This is a genomic window from Terriglobia bacterium (genome assembly GCA_020073085.1).
Taxonomy (GTDB): domain Bacteria; phylum Acidobacteriota; class Terriglobia; order JAIQFV01; family JAIQFV01; genus JAIQFV01.
In genome coordinates, this window is the sequence record JAIQFV010000001.1 from 571,051 (window position 1) to 589,883 (window position 18,833).

At 55.7% G+C, this 18,833-nt stretch carries 21 protein-coding genes, 1 tRNA gene and 1 other RNA gene; 9 read left to right on the forward strand and 14 right to left on the reverse strand.

The features are described from left to right. Positions 1-5: 5 nt before the first annotated feature. Positions 6-536 (reverse strand): protein-disulfide reductase DsbD N-terminal domain-containing protein, encoded by a 531-nt coding sequence (locus LAO21_02225; GenBank protein MBZ5551509.1) that lies wholly within the window; start codon positions 534-536, stop codon positions 6-8. A 192-nt stretch (positions 537-728) separates the two neighbouring features. Here LAO21_02225 and LAO21_02230 point away from each other — a divergent pair, with 192 nt between their 5' ends. Together LAO21_02230 and nth are read left to right on the forward strand one after the other, a co-directional pair. Beyond that, the gene (locus LAO21_02230; GenBank protein MBZ5551510.1) at positions 729-1,907 is read left to right on the forward strand and encodes an acyl-CoA dehydrogenase family protein; all 1,179 of its coding nucleotides are present in this window, start codon (positions 729-731) and stop codon (positions 1,905-1,907) included. A 19-nt stretch (positions 1,908-1,926) separates the two neighbouring features. Further along, the gene (nth, locus tag LAO21_02235; protein MBZ5551511.1) at positions 1,927-2,598 is read left to right on the forward strand and encodes an endonuclease III; all 672 of its coding nucleotides are present in this window, start codon (positions 1,927-1,929) and stop codon (positions 2,596-2,598) included. 75 nt (positions 2,599-2,673) lie between these two features. Here the strand turns inward: nth and lepB are convergent, their stop codons facing one another. From lepB to LAO21_02295, 12 genes are all read right to left on the reverse strand, one after another. After that, positions 2,674-3,441 carry a signal peptidase I gene (gene lepB / locus LAO21_02240; protein ID MBZ5551512.1) on the reverse strand — a complete coding sequence of 256 codons (768 nt, stop codon included), beginning with the start codon at positions 3,439-3,441 and terminating at the stop codon, positions 2,674-2,676. 147 nt (positions 3,442-3,588) lie between these two features. Then, complete coding sequence (locus tag LAO21_02245; GenBank protein ID MBZ5551513.1) at positions 3,589-5,400, reverse strand: methyltransferase domain-containing protein; 1,812 nt, start codon at positions 5,398-5,400, stop codon at positions 3,589-3,591. 279 nt (positions 5,401-5,679) lie between these two features. After that, on the reverse strand, positions 5,680-6,699 hold the full coding sequence (locus tag LAO21_02250; GenBank protein ID MBZ5551514.1) for a radical SAM protein: 1,020 nt from the start codon (positions 6,697-6,699) through the stop codon (positions 5,680-5,682). Between the two features lie 671 nt (positions 6,700-7,370). Beyond that, positions 7,371-7,733, reverse strand: a complete 363-nt coding sequence (locus LAO21_02255) for a hypothetical protein (protein MBZ5551515.1) — start codon at positions 7,731-7,733, stop codon at positions 7,371-7,373. A gap of 119 nt (positions 7,734-7,852) precedes the next feature. After that, positions 7,853-8,155, reverse strand: coding sequence for a type II toxin-antitoxin system RelE/ParE family toxin (locus LAO21_02260; protein MBZ5551516.1), 303 nt, complete (start codon positions 8,153-8,155; stop codon positions 7,853-7,855). 3 nt (positions 8,156-8,158) lie between these two features. Beyond that, entirely contained in the window at positions 8,159-8,434 is a 276-nt protein-coding gene (locus LAO21_02265) for a type II toxin-antitoxin system Phd/YefM family antitoxin (protein MBZ5551517.1), read from the reverse strand. A gap of 303 nt (positions 8,435-8,737) precedes the next feature. Beyond that, the gene (locus LAO21_02270) at positions 8,738-9,121 is read right to left on the reverse strand and encodes a hypothetical protein (GenBank protein MBZ5551518.1); all 384 of its coding nucleotides are present in this window, start codon (positions 9,119-9,121) and stop codon (positions 8,738-8,740) included. A gap of 248 nt (positions 9,122-9,369) precedes the next feature. Beyond that, entirely contained in the window at positions 9,370-9,588 is a 219-nt protein-coding gene (locus tag LAO21_02275; protein MBZ5551519.1) for a type II toxin-antitoxin system HicA family toxin, read from the reverse strand. Continuing rightward, positions 9,585-9,785 carry a type II toxin-antitoxin system HicB family antitoxin gene (locus LAO21_02280; GenBank protein ID MBZ5551520.1) on the reverse strand — a complete coding sequence of 67 codons (201 nt, stop codon included), beginning with the start codon at positions 9,783-9,785 and terminating at the stop codon, positions 9,585-9,587. The genes LAO21_02275 and LAO21_02280 overlap by 4 nt, the downstream gene beginning before the upstream one ends. Positions 9,786-9,874: 89 nt before the next feature. Further along, entirely contained in the window at positions 9,875-10,165 is a 291-nt protein-coding gene (locus LAO21_02285) for a CopG family transcriptional regulator (GenBank protein MBZ5551521.1), read from the reverse strand. Continuing rightward, entirely contained in the window at positions 10,140-10,427 is a 288-nt protein-coding gene (locus tag LAO21_02290) for a BrnT family toxin (protein MBZ5551522.1), read from the reverse strand. The genes LAO21_02285 and LAO21_02290 overlap by 26 nt, the downstream gene beginning before the upstream one ends. Positions 10,428-10,884: 457 nt before the next feature. Further along, positions 10,885-10,972, reverse strand: a tRNA-Leu gene (locus tag LAO21_02295). Between the two features lie 199 nt (positions 10,973-11,171). Here LAO21_02295 and ssrA point away from each other — a divergent pair. Beyond that, positions 11,172-11,554, forward strand: a transfer-messenger RNA (tmRNA) gene (gene ssrA, locus LAO21_02300). Between the two features lie 639 nt (positions 11,555-12,193). Here the strand turns inward: ssrA and LAO21_02305 are convergent. Continuing rightward, the gene (locus LAO21_02305) at positions 12,194-12,637 is read right to left on the reverse strand and encodes a TerB family tellurite resistance protein (GenBank protein MBZ5551523.1); all 444 of its coding nucleotides are present in this window, start codon (positions 12,635-12,637) and stop codon (positions 12,194-12,196) included. 443 nt (positions 12,638-13,080) lie between these two features. Between LAO21_02305 and LAO21_02310 the strand changes: the two genes are divergently transcribed. The 6 genes from LAO21_02310 to LAO21_02335 all read left to right on the forward strand — a co-directional run bounded on the left by LAO21_02310 (position 13,081) and on the right by LAO21_02335 (position 18,796). Continuing rightward, the gene (locus tag LAO21_02310) at positions 13,081-13,782 is read left to right on the forward strand and encodes a peptidylprolyl isomerase (protein MBZ5551524.1); all 702 of its coding nucleotides are present in this window, start codon (positions 13,081-13,083) and stop codon (positions 13,780-13,782) included. A 93-nt stretch (positions 13,783-13,875) separates the two neighbouring features. After that, complete coding sequence (locus LAO21_02315) at positions 13,876-14,457, forward strand: hypothetical protein (protein MBZ5551525.1); 582 nt, start codon at positions 13,876-13,878, stop codon at positions 14,455-14,457. Between the two features lie 241 nt (positions 14,458-14,698). After that, positions 14,699-15,812, forward strand: a protein-coding gene (prfB, locus tag LAO21_02320; GenBank protein ID MBZ5551526.1) for a peptide chain release factor 2 whose coding sequence is annotated in 2 segments (ribosomal slippage) — positions 14,699-14,767 and positions 14,769-15,812 — 1,113 coding nt in all. Because the reading frame shifts where the segments join, the coding sequence is not laid out codon by codon here. Between the two features lie 63 nt (positions 15,813-15,875). Then, a complete protein-coding gene (gene ftsY, locus LAO21_02325; protein ID MBZ5551527.1) occupies positions 15,876-16,832 on the forward strand; it encodes a signal recognition particle-docking protein FtsY in 957 nt (318 codons plus the stop codon). 70 nt (positions 16,833-16,902) lie between these two features. Beyond that, positions 16,903-18,054, forward strand: a complete 1,152-nt coding sequence (gene ribD / locus LAO21_02330; GenBank protein ID MBZ5551528.1) for a bifunctional diaminohydroxyphosphoribosylaminopyrimidine deaminase/5-amino-6-(5-phosphoribosylamino)uracil reductase RibD — start codon at positions 16,903-16,905, stop codon at positions 18,052-18,054. 46 nt (positions 18,055-18,100) lie between these two features. Then, on the forward strand, positions 18,101-18,796 hold the full coding sequence (locus tag LAO21_02335; protein ID MBZ5551529.1) for a riboflavin synthase: 696 nt from the start codon (positions 18,101-18,103) through the stop codon (positions 18,794-18,796). Positions 18,797-18,833: the final 37 nt, after the last annotated feature.

Genomic DNA, 18,833 nt, shown 5'->3' on the forward strand with positions numbered 1-18,833 from the left:
CGGGCTCATTTGACGACTTCGACTGGAACGTCAAAGGGGATTGTCCTCGGCGGATAGCAGGTCCTTTCGTCACAGGCCTGATACCTCAGGCTTCCTGAAATGGTCCGGTGGCCCGTCGACGCTCCTCCCTTGCTCCGGGCCGGTACTTCGAACTGCACCTCCCCCTCGAAAACAAGGACTTTCTCTTCTGAAAATTCCAATTTGCGGTCCAAAGCGGGAGGGAACTTTGCGGGCAGGAAGGTGAACTCCGGGGTGTTCTTGAGAATCACCTGGGTCGGAATCAGAAATTTGTCCCGGGGCCGGTTGGAATTGATGTGGTAGCCATTTTCGACTATCACGTGCAGGCGGACCACAAAGGGTCGTCCAAGAACAACACGATGATCGTCGACGACACCCTGCACATGCACGGGGTCCGGACGAACCCCGCGCGCTTGAGAGAAGGGAGCCCAATCCATTTCATCAATCCCGGGGAATAGAAGAGTCCCCATCCCTATCCACAGCGCGATTGCCGCGGTCAATTTGATGCCAGTCCTCAAAAGCATCCTCCCTTCCCTGCCCGACTTGGTCCCTGCAAAAAGGCGCTATTATATCATAGGCGTCGCGTTCTTCGACCGACCCGCCGGGTTGACCCGTTCAGTTGAAATTTTGGTCCGCTGAGTCTACACTCTGTCCTCGCTTTGAGTCGTTTTCGAATCGCAAAGATGCACGTCTTATAGAGGAGCGCACCGATGTCGCCATTCAAAGGTGTCGATTACCTGGAGATTGATTCTCTTTTTTCAGATGATGAGCTGTTGGTCCGCAAGACGGTGCGTGAGTTTGTGGATAACGAACTGCTGCCGATCATCACCGAACATAACCGCAATGCCACCTTCCCCGTGGAGCTGGTCAAGAAGATGGCGGACCTCGGGTTCTTCGGGGCCAATTTGGAAGGTTATGGATGCGCCGGGATGTCGAACGTGCAGTATGGGCTGATCATGCAGGAACTGGAACGCGGTGATAGCGGGCTGAGAAGCTTTGTCAGTGTGCAGGGCGCTTTGGTCATGTTCCCTATCTACACTTATGGAAGCCAGGAGCAGAAATCCCACTGGCTTCCCCGATTGCAGTCCGGACAGGCCATCGGGTGCTTCGGTCTGACTGAACCGGATTTCGGTTCGAACCCCTCCGGCATGCGTACCCGGGCGAGAAAGAACGGCGATGGTTATGTTCTGAACGGAGAGAAGCTGTGGATCACGAGCGGCAGCATTGCCGACGTGGCCCTGGTCTGGGCTAAAGTCGATGATGAAGAAGACGAAATCTCCGGATTCCTTGTGGAAAAGAATCGCCCCGGCTTCTCAGCTTACGACATTCACGGGAAATTCTCGCTGCGCGCGAGTGTGACCAGCGGCTTGTTATTACAAGACTGCCGGATTCCGGCCGAAAACCGCCTGCCTCACGCCCGAGGCCTGAAGGCCCCGCTCTCGTGTCTCTCCGCCGCGCGTTATGGAATTGCCTGGGGAGCCCTCGGGGCAGCGATGGATTGCTATGACACGGCGCTGCGGTACGCCCTGGGCCGGAAACAGTTTGCCGACAAACCCATTGCCAGCCATCAACTCGTCCAGGAGAAATTGGTGTGGATGATCTCGGAAATCACAAAGGGCCAATTGCTGGCGCTTCAACTGGGACGGCTGAAGGACCGGGGTCGCGCCGACTTCGCCCATGTCTCCATGGCCAAAAGAAACAATGTCTGGATGGCATTGGAATGTGCCCGGCGCGCCCGCGAGATTCTGGGCGCCCAGGGGATTGCGGATGAGTATCCAATCTTCCGTCACATGGCAAACCTGGAATCCGTTTACACGTACGAAGGCACACACGACATCCATACCCTCATCATCGGTCAGAGGATCACTGGGATTCCGGCGTATGAGTGAACCAGCCGGAAGGATGAATATGGAAAAGAAGGAACGAGTCGAGGTCATCCTCAAACGGCTCGACCAACACTATCCGGCGCCGGAATGCGCCTTGTTGCACCGGAACCCCTTCCAGTTGCTCGTGGCAACAATCCTTTCTGCCCAATGCACCGATGAGCGTGTGAACATGGTCACGGAAACCCTGTTCAAGAGGTACCGCACTCCAGTCGATTTTGCCCGCGTTCGTCAGTCCAGTCTCGAAAGAGAAATCCGATCGACCGGATTTTTCCGTAACAAGGCGAAAAACATCCGCGCTGCATCCAGGATCCTCCTTGACCAATTCAACGGTACAGTGCCCAAAACGATGGAGGAGTTGTTAACCCTGCCGGGAGTGGCCCGGAAGACTGCCAATGTGGTCTTGGGGACGGCTTACGGGATCGCCTGTGGCGTGGTCGTGGACACTCATGTGGGTCGACTCTCGGGGCGCCTGGGGCTGACACGGCAAAAGGATCCCAAGAAGATCGAGCGGGATTTAATGAAGATCATTCCGCGTGATCGCTGGATCGCTTTTTCACATCAATTGATCTGGCATGGGCGCAGGATTTGCCAGGCGAGGAAACCCAAGTGTTTGATATGTCCGCTGCTGGATGTGTGCCCGACGGGTCAAAAGGAGGCCATTGTTCGCGGGGCGGGAGGTCAGGGCGGGGCTTAAAGCCGAAAATTGGGACTTTGCAGGCGCCGGATCTCGCGAACCGCACAGTTCCCAATGAAGGAGCCGGCGGTCAACTTAGTTCCGTTCCCCGCAGCCTGCGGAGACGATCTTCCCCATACGGGACCAGCGTGTGCGAGTGAAGAAGTGCACCAGAATGTCCACATCCCCCCCGATCCGATCTGAAATATCGGTTGCCGTCCAGACGTCGGTCGGGGCATCGAAGGACCAGTAGACAAAGATCGGTTCACCCACCATGTTTTCTTTTGGAACAAATCCCCAGTAGCGGCTATCCAGGGACTCATCGCGGTTATCACCCATGGCAAAGTAATGATCAGCCGGGACTGTCACCGGGCCAAAGTTGTCGCGAATTCGAGCTTCACGGGGAATCCATTCGCTGTCAGGGTAAATCTGAGAGTCCCGGTGAATGACGCATGGCTCCTGGACCAGGTTCCCGTTTACAAATAATTGCTTTTGTTTTACCTGGATGGTATCGCCCGGCATCCCAATAAGCCTTTTGACGAATACAATGTTGGGGTCCACGGGGTAGCGGAACGCGATGACATCACCACGCTTATAGTGCTTGATCGCCGGCAGGTGGACATCCGTAAACGGGATCTGCGGACCGTACAAAATTTTATCCAGGAAAAGATGATCCCCGATCAGGATCGTATTCTGCATGGAGCCGGTGGGTACCACCGTGGCCTCAACCACAACTGCCCGGATCAACAGGACAGCGGCAAGCACCATCGCCAACGATTTGATATTCTCCCAAATCGACTCCATCCAGCCGGTCTTCTTCTTTAGCTCCAGCTCCTTGCTCACGGTGGCTGCCTTTTCCTTCATGCTCTCTCCTTGGCGATCATCCCCTGATGAATGTTCCGCTTGAGATTGTCTTTATACCAAACTTTGTCGTGCCCGTAAATCCTTGAGATGCGCGCTCCGGGTTGGATGCATCCGAAGGGGGCTTTCGCGCAACGAGTTCTCTTGCGGCTAACGACGTCTTTTGCCCGTAATCAGCAACGCCCCGATCGCCCGGTACTGTTTAAGGTCCTCCGGCGTGTTCAAACCCCACCCCGGCTTGAATTCAGCTTCATTCACCGGGGTCGAATCAGGGACCAAAATCGTCTCGGTTTCTTCAAATCCCGCGTCGTGAAACATCCGTTCGTACTCGGCCCTTCCCAACAAATGAGCTTTCACTTTCAATAGCTTCACCCACATGTGGGTATACGGATTTTCCAGGAACAAGTTCACGACGCAAAAAAACTTCCCTCCTGCCCTCAGGACCCGGAAGATCTCTCGAACGGCAAGCCCTGGATCGGGAGAGTAATAAAGCGCCTCGCAAGAGAAGGCCTTGTCAAACTCGCCGTCCCGAACCGGTAGGGCTTCGGCACTGGCCACCAGAAAATTTAAATGCTCTGGATTGGCCGGATGATTCGTCGCCCGCTGGATCATGCCACTGGAGATATCGATTCCGACGACTGCGCCCTGCGGAGCCATCTTTGCCATGCGCCGGGAGGCCCAACCAATCCCACATCCAAGATCCAACACCCGGTCACCGGGAGCCAGTTGCATTCGATCAATTGTACCCTGGGCGATTTGATTGTGATGGTCTTCCATCTCCTCCCCGCGGCCCGCCGCCGCCCATTCGTCAAACTCAATCTGCAGTTGTTTGCAGGGCGAAGGTGCAGATCCGACAAATTCGCGCAGGACCTCTGCAATCGAAGTGACATGCTGGTCGAGGAAAATACGACGCGCCCTTTCACGGAGACTCCTCCGAAGGGCTTGATCCCTGACGAGTCGAGTGGCCTGGATCGGAAATGATTCCAGCGTGGGGGCCGCCAGCCCGACTCCCCATTGCTCGACCAACTCACAATGCCTGACTTCGGAACCGGGCAACGGGAGAGCAGCCAATAAAGGTAAACCCGCCGCCATCGCCTCGGTCACGGTCACTCCCCCCGGCTTCGAAATCAGGAGATCGTGTGAATGAAAGAGCCGTGGCATCTCCTGGGTCCAACCTTGAATGATCAGCTGAATGTTCTTGAGTGAGGTAATTCTTTCTAAAGTACGCTCGAGCTTCTGATTCCTCCCCACGAGCACGGTCACCTCGACTGGACTCCCGATCTCATCCAATGCTCTCAGGAGATCGTTGACCTTAAGGAGTCCTTCGCCGCCCCCCGCCAAAAGGATTTTCAGCCTGGCGGGGCGGCCCGTCTCTTCTTGCATGCCCGCTCGCTGCGGAGACGGCGCGAAGAATTGTTCGTCGACAGGGATGCCGGTCACTCTTATCTTCTCGGCGGGAGCACCCAAGGCCGAAAGTTCGGTGCGAACCTCATCGGACCCGGCGCAGTAAACGTCCACTTCATTCCGGATCCAGGCCCGATCGGCATCATAGTCGGTAAGAACTGCCATCAGCGGAGTATCGGGAAAATATCGGCCCTTCAAAATCGAAGCAATCTCATTGACGCCGACTTCCGAAGTGATGATCGCCTTAATGTTCCATCCCTTGATTTGGCAGTGGAGCCGATCGGCCGTTGATTCGAGCAATCGCGGAGGAAAGGTGTGCGATTGTTTTCTCTGAACTCCTTCAATCCATCGCCACAGGGAAGGAACATACTTCAAGACCAGGAGGTACAAATCCACGTAGATCCAGCGGATCCAATATGGCATGCACGGGGTCACATCCACCACCGTAGCCTTCCACTGGGGAAAATTCTTTTCGCAGGTCTTTGCCACGGCCTCTGCAACCCGACGATGCCCGGCGCCGAATTGAATCGTCAGGATGAGAATCGTTTTCTGCTCCATAGGCTCCCGGCGAGGTGGTTCATTAGCGACTGCGAACTAATACAAACATTTAAAATAGAGTTACATGGGGTATTTGGAGAATCCTCACGGTAGGGGCGTCCGCCGTGGCGGACTATGCGCCCCTACGTTGAATCATGCGCGGTCTTGCATCATATTCAAAGACGTTTGCATTAATTTACCGGTGAAATGGAAAATATTGAAGGGAATGAGCCAATCTGGCGAGTTTAGTCGGGCAACGAGACTTGTCGTTACACAAAACGAGACGGGTCGTTCGACCCGCTAACGATCCACCCAGAAATCCGAAGTCCCCTGAATGGCCAGCAGCGGGTGCGTATACAAAGAGACTTCAAAGGGACAACCGATCTTGCAGCCCTTGCAAAAATCCCACATCCCCCGGGTTTCCTGATCGATGAGTGAACGAACCTCGGGTGTCTTGAAAATCTCCTGCAGCGTCATGTCCGCATTGCCGCGATGTTTCATCACGAACGCGCATGGGAACTGGACCGTGCCGTCCGGTTTGAGGTTGATCAGATGAGAGGCGGAGCGACAGGCGAACTTTCTGCTGAATCCGCCGTCGCGGTAGAATTTGTAATAGTAAGAATAATAGCGAACCGACTTGTGCTCCCGCTTCAATTGGTGCAGGAACATTTCCACTTTCCGGATCTCATCGGGAGTCATTTCGCCATCGCCTTCCATCAACCCATAGCGCATGACGTTGTGGACGGCCTCCGTGTGGAGGTGAATTCCACGATCATCCGCAAAGGTGGCCAGGGCCGGAAGGTCGTCGAGATTTTCCAAATTCACCGCCGCGTTCAATTGGATGTCTCGGGGACGGTGATGGGCAATCAGAAAGTCGAGTTGTTCAATGATGTTCTCGAGCGAGTCCAGACCGCGGCGCTTGGCAAATTTCTTCGCGTCCAGAGTGTCGATGGACACCTCCAGAAGGTCCAGCCGCTGAAGCGCTGAGGCGTATTTCTTCAGCGCCAACCCGTTCGTGGGCATCGAAACGAACAATCCCCTATCGGCTCCGTAGACAATATAGTCCGCGGTATTGGGGTTGAGCAGCGGCTCCCCACCCGAAAAACTCAATGCGAAGATACCCAGGTCGATGGCCTCATCGATGCGACGAAAGGCTTGTTCCTTCGTCATGACCTTTTCGTTGCGGTCGTTCGACCACACGGTGCAATACTCGCACGCCATATTGCAGTGCAAGGTCGTCTCAAACATCATCATGAATGGCCGTTGGAAGCCATGAACTAATTGCTTCAGGCCGTTTCTAACCATCAACCCTGGTTTCATGGACCGTCCTGACCAAAATATGAAAAAAGTGCCGTTTTCGAAAAACGTTATTCTACACCCTCACGTAGAACCCGTGGATGTATTTTTGAGCAGGAGGAGTGATTTTCACTGGGCTGGAATCTCCAGAGCGGGCTGTGTTCAATCTCAAATGGCCATCTTAAAATACGGATGTGAGATCAATATTCGAGATCAACGGGCAGTGGCGAGAGAGGACCACGACCATCTACGGAAGGAATTTCCGTCGGGGAGGATGCCAGAACGTTGTTTGGTGCAGGAGGTGGGAATTGAACCCTCAAGGATCACAGATTCGCCAGATATTGAGTCTAAAATTTGCCCTCTGCACGCTCGCGCACCAAAACGCATAACGCTGAAATCCCCAATATTTACAAGTGCATCCGCGAGCTGCTCTGATGCGCTGGCACGCAGGGTAGCACACGGAAATACAAAACCAACTAAGACCAAAACTGACACCAATCTAGCACTACTATTTCGAGAGGATAAAGAGGGGATATTTTAAGGAGCCTTGCTTGTCAAAATCATCTGTTTTCCACCCTCCAAACAGCGCGGAAAGCCGCGAAGCTCCATCGCTTGCGCCGGCCTTGTCAGCTTGATCCGATTGTTCGGCGGCCGTGCTCCGCACCGAGGATGTGACTCGGCCCTTGCGGGGCTCGTCACTTCTTTGTCTTGGTTGCTTGATCCAGAGCCTCTCTTGCTGCGTAGCGCACCTTCTCAGACGGATCTCGCTCTGCAAGCGCAGCCAATCTCCCGGCAGCCTGTGTTCGGCGTTTCTGCTGTTTCCGCTCGGCCGTCGCGAGTCTTGCCTTCCGGCGATTCAACTCCGCAAGCTTCGCGTGCAGCGCAGGATTTCGTCCGCCAGCGCTGATCACGCCAAATGCATTCCCCAGTGCGCCGACCATGGGGTTCGCGTTCTCGAACGCATCCACCTCGCGCTTCAAACGATCGACCCCGGGTGAGGTGTACATCAAATCGCGAACCAGTTCTTCAACGGATTGCCTTCTTGTGAATGGCCACATGCGCTCCTCCTTGTGAGAGCCCGCCATATCGGGCCGCTTCCTCAGGTCTGCATAACGGATAGCGCGTCAACCCTCCCGGTGCGCTCTCGCACTTTGCGCCGACCGGGTCCACGCGCGGGTTAGGGGCCTCCAGTCTTGTTTGACTTATCTGGAAGCTGGGCGCTGTGCCAAACCGCAACAATCCAAACCGTGCTCCTCACCGTACGATAAAAGAAACGATAGGGTGACACAATAACCTCCCGTTGTGGCAAATCAGGGAACTCGGGAATGACTCTACCGGAATGGGGGAACTTCACCAGCCGCCTCAGGAGAGTCTCCGCCCGGCGGCGAAAACGCCGCGCGGCGGATGGACTGTCCCGGCGTATGAACTCGAGCGCCGCAAGAAACTGGGCCCGGGCTGTCGGTGTGAAAAAAACCTTCACCGGTCAATCTTCCTGGAGGAGCGCGTCGGCCTCCGCAAGGACCGATTCGAGGTCGTGTCCTTCTCCAGCCGCAATTTCCTTGTCTCCCCGCGCCAAAATACGAAGCAGTTCCCGGTCCTGCTCGCCCCGCTCGTAGGCCTCCGGACTCTGGATCACCGCCGCGGCCCGACCCCGCTGCGTAACGAAGATGGGCTGCTTGGATTCGCGGACACGCTTGAGCACACTCGCGGCATCCTGGCGTAGATCGGTGATCGGGATAATATGTGGCACCTTGCTCATTTATATCACCTCCGGAGGTACAGTTAAACGTATCATTAATGGTAACAAAGAGCAAGGGGCAGCCGTGGTACGACTTTCGGTGGAGAGTGCCCCTAACGGATTGCGCTTATGCAGCGGGCTGGGGCGGCCACAGTCAAGAAAGACAGTTCCGCCAGAAGTGGCCGCGCCAGCCCGACCGCTTCGAGCGCATGTTAGCCCGCACTTCGCCTTGAATAGAACTGGGCGCGGCGGTCGCCGGCAGAACCTGATCCGCGCCGATCACCTCCGCCGTGCGAAGGGCCTTTCTGGGTTCGGGTTGTTGGACTATCGGGACTGGCCCCGTCGCAGGCTCCATAGTCCGCGCACCGAGAGGATGACGGAGAAGAGCGCGGTCACGCCGAGCGCAAGGAGTGTCCAGATGAAGAAGAAACCCCCGCTGCGGGTAGTCCCGAAGCCGACTCCCGCCCCTCTCATGTGGATGACGGGGACGCCCATCAACAGGAGCGACGCGAGGAGGATGATGACATACCCCGATCGCCGTTCGGCGAGCACGAGCGTTCCGTACAACCAGACGACGCAGATGACCACCGCAAAGAGGTTTGGAAGCCCTCCCGGTGACATTCCGCGGGCGATGTCGTCTGCCAGGTGAAACGTGCCGAAGAGGATCGAGAGCAGAGACGCGATGGTTAACATAACGTTGTGCTTCATTTGGTATTCCCCTTGTTAGATTTGTGTGTGCCTCTCCGTGAGGCACATGACCGGTTGACAGTATACGATTGGAGGGGACAAGGCATTTGCTGATAGGCATTTTCCCTTTTCTGTTTGATGGACTCGACCAGAATTCGTTGACATACGACTGGGATGAGCGGGCTAGCGAGCGAGCAGTGCGTCACCCGACGGTGCGCTCTTGCTCCTAGCGCCGGCCGGGTGCACGCGCGGGTTAGGCCGTCGAACTGTCATTTCACCTGTTTGAGGAATTCTGCGGGGTCCACCTCGGCATCCCTTAGTGCGCCCTTGAGGGTATACCGATCAATTTCATCGTGATACGGAAAGACGATCCTTCTGCCATCCGGATGTTCCATCTTGACGTGACTGCCTTTGTGATGAACATCCTGAAAACCAAGACGCTTTAAGGCGGCCACCACGGCACGACCCGAAAGCAGTGGCAACTTCATAGCGATAGTTCCACAACTTCCTGCGACTTGTCTTGGGTCAAATCGTTCGGCTGAGGCTCTAAATACAGGGCAATCGCCTCTCGAATGTTCTGGAGCGCTTCTTCCCTGTTCTTTCCTTGAGACCAGCAGCTCTTCAGCGAGGGGCAGGTGGCCACAACATAGCCATCTTCTCCCTGCCGGATTACGACCTTAATGATCATCGAGACCTCCATCGTTCGGGAATATCTGCCTGGAGGATACGTGCTGTTGAGGGCAGTGTCAATTCATCGGCCTAACGCCTAGCGCGTCACCCGCCCGGCGCGCTTTTGCTTTTCGCGCCGGTCGGGTGCACGCGCGAGTCAGCGGCCTTGTTGAAACGTGAGGCATAGTAGTCGAGGACGCCTCGAATCATCTTCTGGTACTGTGTCTTATTTTCCTTAGCTACTTGTTTGAAAAACTGAATGCTGGATCGGCTTAGAGCAATTGTGATTTTGACCTTGTCTTCACGGAGAACCAACTGCTCTGGGGAGGGCAGGAAATCATCAATGACCCTCAACTTCCCCAGCGGTTCATCACTGTAGCGAATTCTGTTTTTCATAGATCTTTCTCCCTCTTCTCCAATAGCCCGCCCCGATAATGCGAACCACGTTATGACGAAAGGTGAACCGGACCGTCAAGATCCCGGCATCGACCAATCCCATGCAGTAGTATCTCGCCTCTGTCGCGCTGTGACTCAAGTCTTCGGCAATTACACGGTTCGGATCAAGAAACGCTCGTTGGGCCAACGTAAATGAAACCCCATGCTTTGTTTGGTTCTCCTTATCCTTATCGTCATCCCACTCAAAGCGGACATTTCGCATACATGAGTATAGCGGGATATGGGTAAATGACAATATAATTATATGGCGCACATTGGAGTGCCCCTAACGTATTTTATTCCAATGTGTTACAGAAACAGCGGAACGAAACGAAACAAAGATGCTACAAACCACGCCCCCGTCGCGGCCTAATCCGCGGCGGGTCAAAATGTCCATGCCGGAAGAGCGTCCTGCTACCTCCATTCCCGCACCCGTCCCATTGGCTTTCGCTCTCGGGGACCCTCCCGATGCGACACTGATCCGTGAGATGGCAAGAGATTTTTGAGTTGTGTGGAGTTGGCGCATGGGGAATCACGCTCGTTCACAATGCCAGCCGAACCGGGGGGATGGGACCCTTCAAACACAAAGCCAAAACTCAAGGGGATTATACCCCTCTGAGGACCGACAGACAAGAGAGGGGTCGTTGCCGGAGTAGGTGGGGAAGCGTTCTAGATTTCCATGGTGCAGGAGGAGGGAATTGAACCCTCAAGGATCAAAGATCCGCCAGATTTTGAGTCTGGTGCGTCTGCCAGTTCCGCCACTCCTGCACGCGGAGAAGCAAGAGGCACTATAGCTTAGCCTTCTGACCACTGTCAATTGGAGTTCTCCCCTTCCTTGACTCCCCACTCCCCAAATGCTAATCTAATCATGTCGATGTTCTCATGAATCCGGCAGGCAGTGCGGTGAAGCAAGGTCGTTGCTTTTCCAGATCGGCATTGCAGCCGGTGAAGACATCCAACACAGGATGGGGGCGAAACGGTTTCGACGGGAATCGTGAAACTCGAGAGGCATGCCGAGGTGGTCGCGTCCCTCGTTAAACACGTGACAAACAATCAACTGCCAACACTGAATTGGCCCTCGCTGCTTAATTAATTAAGTAGCGCGCTCCCCCCCGTGAGCCCGCGCTCGGGGACGGAGCGTCGACTTTGCGGGATAAGTTCCGGGAACGCCCGCGCCTGGAAACGAAAACTCAGGGCTGGCCGGCCTTTGCTCTTGCGCATTCATGAGAAGGCGGGTGACATTTTCCGGCGGCGGCGCAGGCCGTCGCGGGAGAAATGAATGCGCTAAGCATGTAGGCTCTTGAAGCGGATCATTTTCGGACGCGGGTTCGACTCCCGCCGCCTCCACCAACTTTCCCTCCCGGGCGCCTCAATCGCCCTGGAGGTTGACGATGTCCTTCCTCATCCCACTTCCAAATCCAACTAAGCTCTTTTCTTGATTGCAGCCCAGCGCTTTCTCATCGCTTCTGAAATCTTTCTACGGGCTGCCTTGGACATCCTTCGTCCCTTTCGAAGGGGAGTCGTCACCTGACCGGCAACAATCTGCCGGGCCTCGTTCTCTAGATTCGCGAGTTGGCCTTCTAATGCCTCAATTCTTCTTGCCACAGTAAGCAGTCTTTTGGTATTCATAGCCACAGAGTTTCACTCCCTTTTAAGTTAGTGTATAGTCCGATCTAGTTTGAAATTCTCCCGCTTATACCATACTGCCTGATTTAAATCGACAATTAAAATAGGATTGAAGCGCATCTGCTCTGATCAATAGACACTTAGCTTCACCCGAAGTACCTCGAACCTCGAGGGACCTGGGGTTCGAGCAAGTATTTTCCCCTCTGCAGAGGGGGCGGGACATCACTTCAACTCTTTGAAAACTACCTTTCGACTACTCAGGCATTGCGTCTCGAACCAGCGTGGAATGTCAGGAGAGTTTGGCTGAGGTCGGCGCCGATAGGCACATCCTCAACGACCGGAGGGGTCGCGATGATGTCGGTTTCAGGGGGTGTCGGGCAGGAGGGGCGGTTCGGGGTTTGCATTCTGTCGAAGAACCCGCAGCTTGATCTCAATGAGTTCACTGTGCCGCAAGCCGAGGAGTGTCGAGAGTTTATGGATCAAGTAGTCCTCCCGCATATCAAGCTTTCCGTCAATGTAGATAATCTTCCACATGGCCTCGACCAGGTTGAGCTTCTCTTCCAGTGAGAAGTTCTCAGCGATGAGATGTGTATATTGCCAAAGCTCAACGGCCTTTTGCCGAGTCTGCTCTGCAAGCAAAAGCAGATCCCGCGTGGCTTCTGGAGATAGGCGGGCCCCCTCTTCAAAGAACCGCATGATCTGAGTGTGGTCTGCTTCGGAAAATGAGTCATCTGCATGAGCCACCTCAAGCAAAAGCACGCACACCGCAATATGAAGCGCGTCAGGAGGAATGGTCTTCTTCCCCATCGCAGACACACTCCTCGCGACCTCACCTGAGAGGACTTTCTTAATCGAATCGAACACTCGCGATTCTCCCTTCGATCATTTCCCGTTTGAAAAGGTCACTATATCATAACCGGAGCGTCGCAGGAGAGGGGCGGATGCCGGTGAATGCCATGCAAAAATGAAACTCTTTGAACTGGTGAGCCGTCGGAAGGGTCCCCAACCTCTTTCTTCTCTTGCTTATTCTCCCACTCCTAGGCAGAATACCCCTCTTGCAAACTGGCAGTTTGAAGCCGTTCATGAATCTGCCCTCAGGGCTTGGACGCGGAGATCAAAAGTAGAGAAAATCGTGATCGGGTCGAGGCGCGGCGTGGTCTTTAACACTCTGACCTTGACGGCCGTTCCATGGACCGTCACACCCACTGGAGCGAGTTAGATTCCAAGGCGATAAAAAGGAGTTGCATCTTATGTGGAAACACCGGGTAACTGTGGCGATCTTCTCGGGATTGTTGCTGCCGTCCTTGGCGGTGGCCCAGGCCCCAACTACTGCGAACGCGAATGCTCTCGACAGCCCCCAGGTTCAGGAACTCAAGACCCCCGACAACTACCTCGTGGTCATCCAGACGAATCTGGGCACGATGTCGCTGAGGCTCTATCCGAAGGCTGCGCCAAAGATGGTAGCCCAGTTCAAAAAGCTGGTCCAGCAGGGGTTCTACAACGGGTTAAAATTCCACCGGGTCATTCCCAATTTCATGATCCAGGGCGGGGATTTCAACAGCAAATTCGCCGATAAGTCAAAATGGGGATTCGGTCGGCCCAACGAGCAAATGGTGCCCGGCGAATTTCATGCTGAACTTCATCACGCCCCCGGGATCGTCGCCGCCGCGCGAAAGAGCGATCCCAACAGTGCCTCCACACAATTCTATATCTGCGTGGGCACCCCCAGTCGGCTGGACGGTCAGTACACCATCTTTGGCGAGCTCACGGACGCAAATTCGCTGGCAGTCGCCAAAGCTATTTCGGAAGTCAAGCGGGATGCCGCCGATCGACCGGAAGTCGATGTGGTGATGCAAAGGGTTTACCTTAAACCGGCCACTGCCCCATCTTCAAGCGGACCGGCGACCCCGAAGGCGAGTGTTCCGCCGACGCCTGCCAAGCATGAGCCATAGAATCGGCCGGCCCAGTCTCCAAAGAAGAGACGGCCTGCTGGGTGGCGCGCGGCTCCAGGAAGAGATTCGAAAAGCCAACGAGGAGATGAAGTCATGAAAATATTCCAATTGAAGTGTGCGACTGCCGCCGTACTGGTGGCCACGTCAATCCTGATGTTTGCCCACGATCCCCGGACCACCTCCAAGGATTTCTCCGCAGGGATGATTGTCGGCGGCGCCGGCAGGCTCGAGATCATGTACAAAGGCATGCATTGGAACGGACCCAGCTACGAGCGAGCCATGACGACGGAAAACTTTCGGGCTACCATGAACAAGAACGTCTGGAGTGCTCTGGGCAAGGCACATCTCGACTTCGATGTGATCGTCGGGGACCAGGAAGTTCCGAAGGGGGATTATGTCTTTGGTATTCTCCTGGAGCCCGGCCGGAAATTCACCCTGTCCCTGACCAGTCCCGCTCGCACGATTACGGTTCCGCTCGAAACCACGTTTGATAACCCGGACCACCCGTACTTGTCGGTGGAGATCTCACCCGTGGATGCCATGAATAAGCCGGAGCTCTACCAGTTTGAGGCCCGTTGCGGTCAATTCCGTGGGGTGCAGTCCATGAAGGTCCCGTACCTGATGGAACATACACACCCGGGAGATGCAAAGAAGCCCATGGAGCACCCCAAGTAGATCGGTGTTCAATGTCCCTGGACCCCAAGACCGGGAGCGGGAGGGAGGTCCGGAGCTTGAGTAGTCGCACCCGCTCACTTCTGAGGGTTCATGGCCGCTGTCCGGTCCCTGGGGATCAGAATCTATTGGGGTGCATCCTGCAGGGGTCACGCTCCCCCGCGGTGGTTTGACACGATCTTTATGCATCGCTTAGAATGATGTCGCTGCAAATTCCAGTGCGACAGAAAAAGGTACCTAAACAATGATTGAAGAGCTTTCCCACGATTTCGAAAAACTGCAAACGCGAATCCACGATATCCGGGGTTTTCTTTGACGCGCCCGCCAAGATACGAGAAATTGAGTCCCTTGAAAAGATAGTCAGTCAGCCTGATTTCTGGAACGACCAGAAGAATTCCCAAAAACTTCTGCAACGCCGCAAATGGCTTGAGGATCAGGTGGCCGTGGACGCTCGCCTGAAACAGGCCGACGACGACATCGCCGCTTACTTTGAGCTGGCCCGGGAAGGCGAACCGGTCGAGGCGGAGATCACGGCAGAGCTGTCCAAACTCGAAAACATGCTTTCGTCGGTGGAGACGGAGATGTTGTTGGGCGGCGAGAACGACCGGCTCAACGCGATTGTCACCATCCACCCCGGCGCCGGCGGGACGGAGTCGCAGGATTGGGCCCAGATGCTGCTGCGTATGTACCTGCGATGGGCCGAGCGCCACGGATTCCGAACCGAGATGCTCGACCTGCAAGACGGTGAGGAAGCGGGCATCAAGAGCGCGACGTTTACTGTCGCCGGCGTCAATGCTTACGGGCTGCTCGCGTCTGAGATCGGGGTCCACCGCCTCGTCCGGATCTCGCCGTTCGACGCCAATAAACGACGGCACACCTCGTTTGCTTCGGTGTTTGTTTCTCCCGAGATTGACGAGACCATCGAAATCAAGATTGAGGAGAAAGACCTGCGCATCGACACTTTCCGGTCGACCGGCGCCGGCGGGCAGCATGTCAATACCACCGACTCCGCGGTCCGCGTCACCCACTTTCCGACCGGCATTGTCGTGACCTGCCAGAATGAACGTTCCCAGCATAAGAACCGCGATGTTGCTTTCAAGGTTCTGCGGTCCAAGTTGTACGAATTGGAACTGGAGAAACGGCGGGAAGAGAGCCAGAAGATGGAAGATGCCAAGCTCGATATCGGGTTTGGTTCGCAAATCCGGAGCTACGTCTTGCATCCTTATCGAATGGTCAAGGACCACCGGACCAAGCTGGAAGTGGGCGATGCCGATCGGGTCCTCGAAGGAGATCTTGATAAATTGATGAAAGCTTATCTTCTGGCGAAACGGGACCGCTCAGTCAGGACAGCCCCGTAGTCGAGGCCGGGCCGCTCCCGGTGAGAGCCCCCCGGCGATCAACCTGCGTTTCCGGTCAATGAGATGATTCTACCCTTCACAAAAGACAAGTCCGCTGAAGAGAAAAAATCGGGCTTCTTCTCAAAGCTCAGAGCCGCCGTCACCAAGACGCGTGATGTTCTGAACACGCCGATCGACTCCATCTTTACTTTCAAGAAAGAGATCGACAAATCCACGCTGGAAGAGCTCGAGATGGCTTTGATCGGGGCGGACATCGGGCCTGCCACGACGGCGCACATTGTCGAAAAGATCCGCGACCAGGCAAGCCGCCAGCAACTGAAGGAGGTCAGCCAGGTCAAGGCACTTATCCGGAATGAGCTCCTGGTCATCCTTCAGGGGGAAAATGCACGCCCCGTTGTGATGCAACAGAAGCCGCATGTCATTCTCGTCGTGGGCGTCAACGGCGTCGGGAAAACCACCACCATCGGAAAGCTGGCAAACAAATTCAAGACCGAGGGCCGCTCGGTCAAGGTATGTGCCGCGGACACGTTTCGGGCCGCCGCGATCGAACAACTGGAAATCTGGGGACAACGCGCCGGCGTTGAAATCATTCGTCAGAAACACGGCACCGACCCTTCGGCCGTTGTTTTCGATGCCCTCCAGTCCGCCCGCGCGGCGCAATCCGATGTACTGATCGTCGACACGGCCGGTCGCCTCCATACCAAGCACAACCTCATGAGCGAGCTTGAAAAGATGAAACGCGTGGCTTCTCGCGAGGTGCCCGGCGCCCCGCATGAGGTGCTCCTCATCATCGATGCGGTGACCGGGCAGAATGGAGTCCAGCAAGCCCGTGAATTCACCAAGGCGGCGGCGGTCACGGGAATCGTCCTGACGAAGTTGGACGGGACCGCCAAGGGAGGGGTCGTCGTCGCCATCGCCAAGGAACTCAACATCCCCATCCAGTATGTCGGGGTGGGCGAGAAGATCGACGATCTGATCCCCTTCAATGCGGAAGAGTTTGTGGATTCATTGTTTGAGTAATATGCTTTCGGAGGCCGCTCTAACCAGGGAGTCTCTCACGAATTCTCTTTCCATCCTCAAGATTGCTTGAATGAGATTTTCGCCCCAAGATGCCGGATTCATGTCCAGGGCGCTTCAACTTGCGCGGCGCGGAATCGGACTGGTTTCGCCGGGGGCCCTGGTCGCTGCGGTCGTAGTGAAGCGCGGCGAGGTGGTGGGAGAAGGATTCTACCGCTACGATCAAAGGAAACACGCCGAGGTCATTGCGATCGAAAAGGTGGGCGCCCAGGCTCACGGGGCTTCGCTCTATGTGAACCTCGAGCCGTGTTCTCACTATGGGCGGACCCCTCCTTGCACCGACCTTATCATCCGCAGTGGCATCCGAACTGTCGTCTGTGCCATGCGTGATCCCAATCCCCTGGTGGCGGGAGGAGGTTTTCAAAAACTTCGGAGGGCTGGCATCGAGGTTAAAGCCGGACTGGAGGAAGACGAGGCCGGCCGTCTCAATGAGGCCTTTGTACGCTACATTGCCTCCCGGAGACCCTTTGTGACGCTGAAGGCGGCGATGACGATCGATGGAAAAATTGCACAGGCAAGGCAGACACGGGGCTCGGCCACCTGGATCACCTCGGAGGACTCGCGGCGACGAGTCCACGAGATCCGACACGCTCACGATGCCATCCTTGTCGGCATTAACACGATTCTGCGGGATGATCCCCTGTTGACCGACCGCTCGGGACGCCCTCGCCGGCGTAAGCTTCTGCGGGTGGTGCTGGATGCGAGGTTGCGAATGCCCGACCGGTCAAATCTGATCCAGACGGCGAGCGGAGACGTCTTGGTTATCTGCTCTCCCGACGCCCCTCGGAGGAAGTTGAAGGCGCTCGAACGGGGTGGCGTCCAGGTTGTTCCCATAACGGGTCAGGGAACCGGCACCCTCCGGAATCTAGCCAAACCCCTGAGTTGGAGGTCAATTCTGAAGGAGCTCGGGAGTCGCGAAATCCAGAGCCTGCTCATCGAAGGGGGAGGAGAAACGAATGGAAGCGCCATGCGGGCCGGCATTGTGGACAAGGTGCATTTCTTTATAGCACCCCGGGTCCTCGGGGGACATGAGCATGTTTCCGTGTTTGGAGGGAAAGGGTTCGGCTCCCTTAAATCTGCTCCCCGTCTGACCGGGATTACGTTGGAACGTATCGCAGAAGACATTCTCATTACGGGATATCCGTCATCGATCGATGAAATTTGAGTAGGCCTCACCGATCCAATTTATTTTTGCTAAAGGGAAGGCTCTAATGTTTACAGGCATCATCGAGGAATGCGGACGCATCGCCGGCATCAAACCCCTCGGGACACGAGGAAAGGTCGTCGAGGTGCAGGCCCGGGGCGTCCTCGAAGATCTGAAGATCGGCTCCTCTATCGCCGTGAATGGCGTGTGTCTGACCGTGGTGAGGTTTGGGAAGCGATCGTTCATTACCGAACTTTCCACGGAGACTGTTCGCCGCACGACTTTTTCTAAAATAAAAGCCGGTGCCCCCGTCAACCTGGAGCGGCCCATGGGCGCAAGCGACCGGTTTGGAGGACATATCGTGCAGGGACACGTCGACACAGTGGGGAAATTCGTCGGCTATACGGCCCTGAAGGACTCCTGGATGTTTGAATTCGAGGTTCCCGAAGAGTTCTTGCCGCTTGCGGTTTTCAAGGGGTCGATCGCCATCGACGGGATCAGCCTGACCATTGCTGAACTCACTCCAGACGGGCCCTTCCGGAAGCGGGGGATGTTTCGCATCGTGATCGCAATTATTCCGCATACCTTTACCGTCACGAATTTCAAGACCCTGAGGCGTGGAAATCTGGTGAATCTCGAATTTGATGTGGTCGCAAAATACGTTCAACAGATGCTCCAAAAGATCGTGATCCCGACGACGAGTGATCCTGCCGCCAAACCGCACAAGATGTCAGTGGGAGCGTTGCGTCGGCTGGGTTTTTGAGTCCGGCGATGGGCCAGGATTCGCTGTCGGCCGCTCC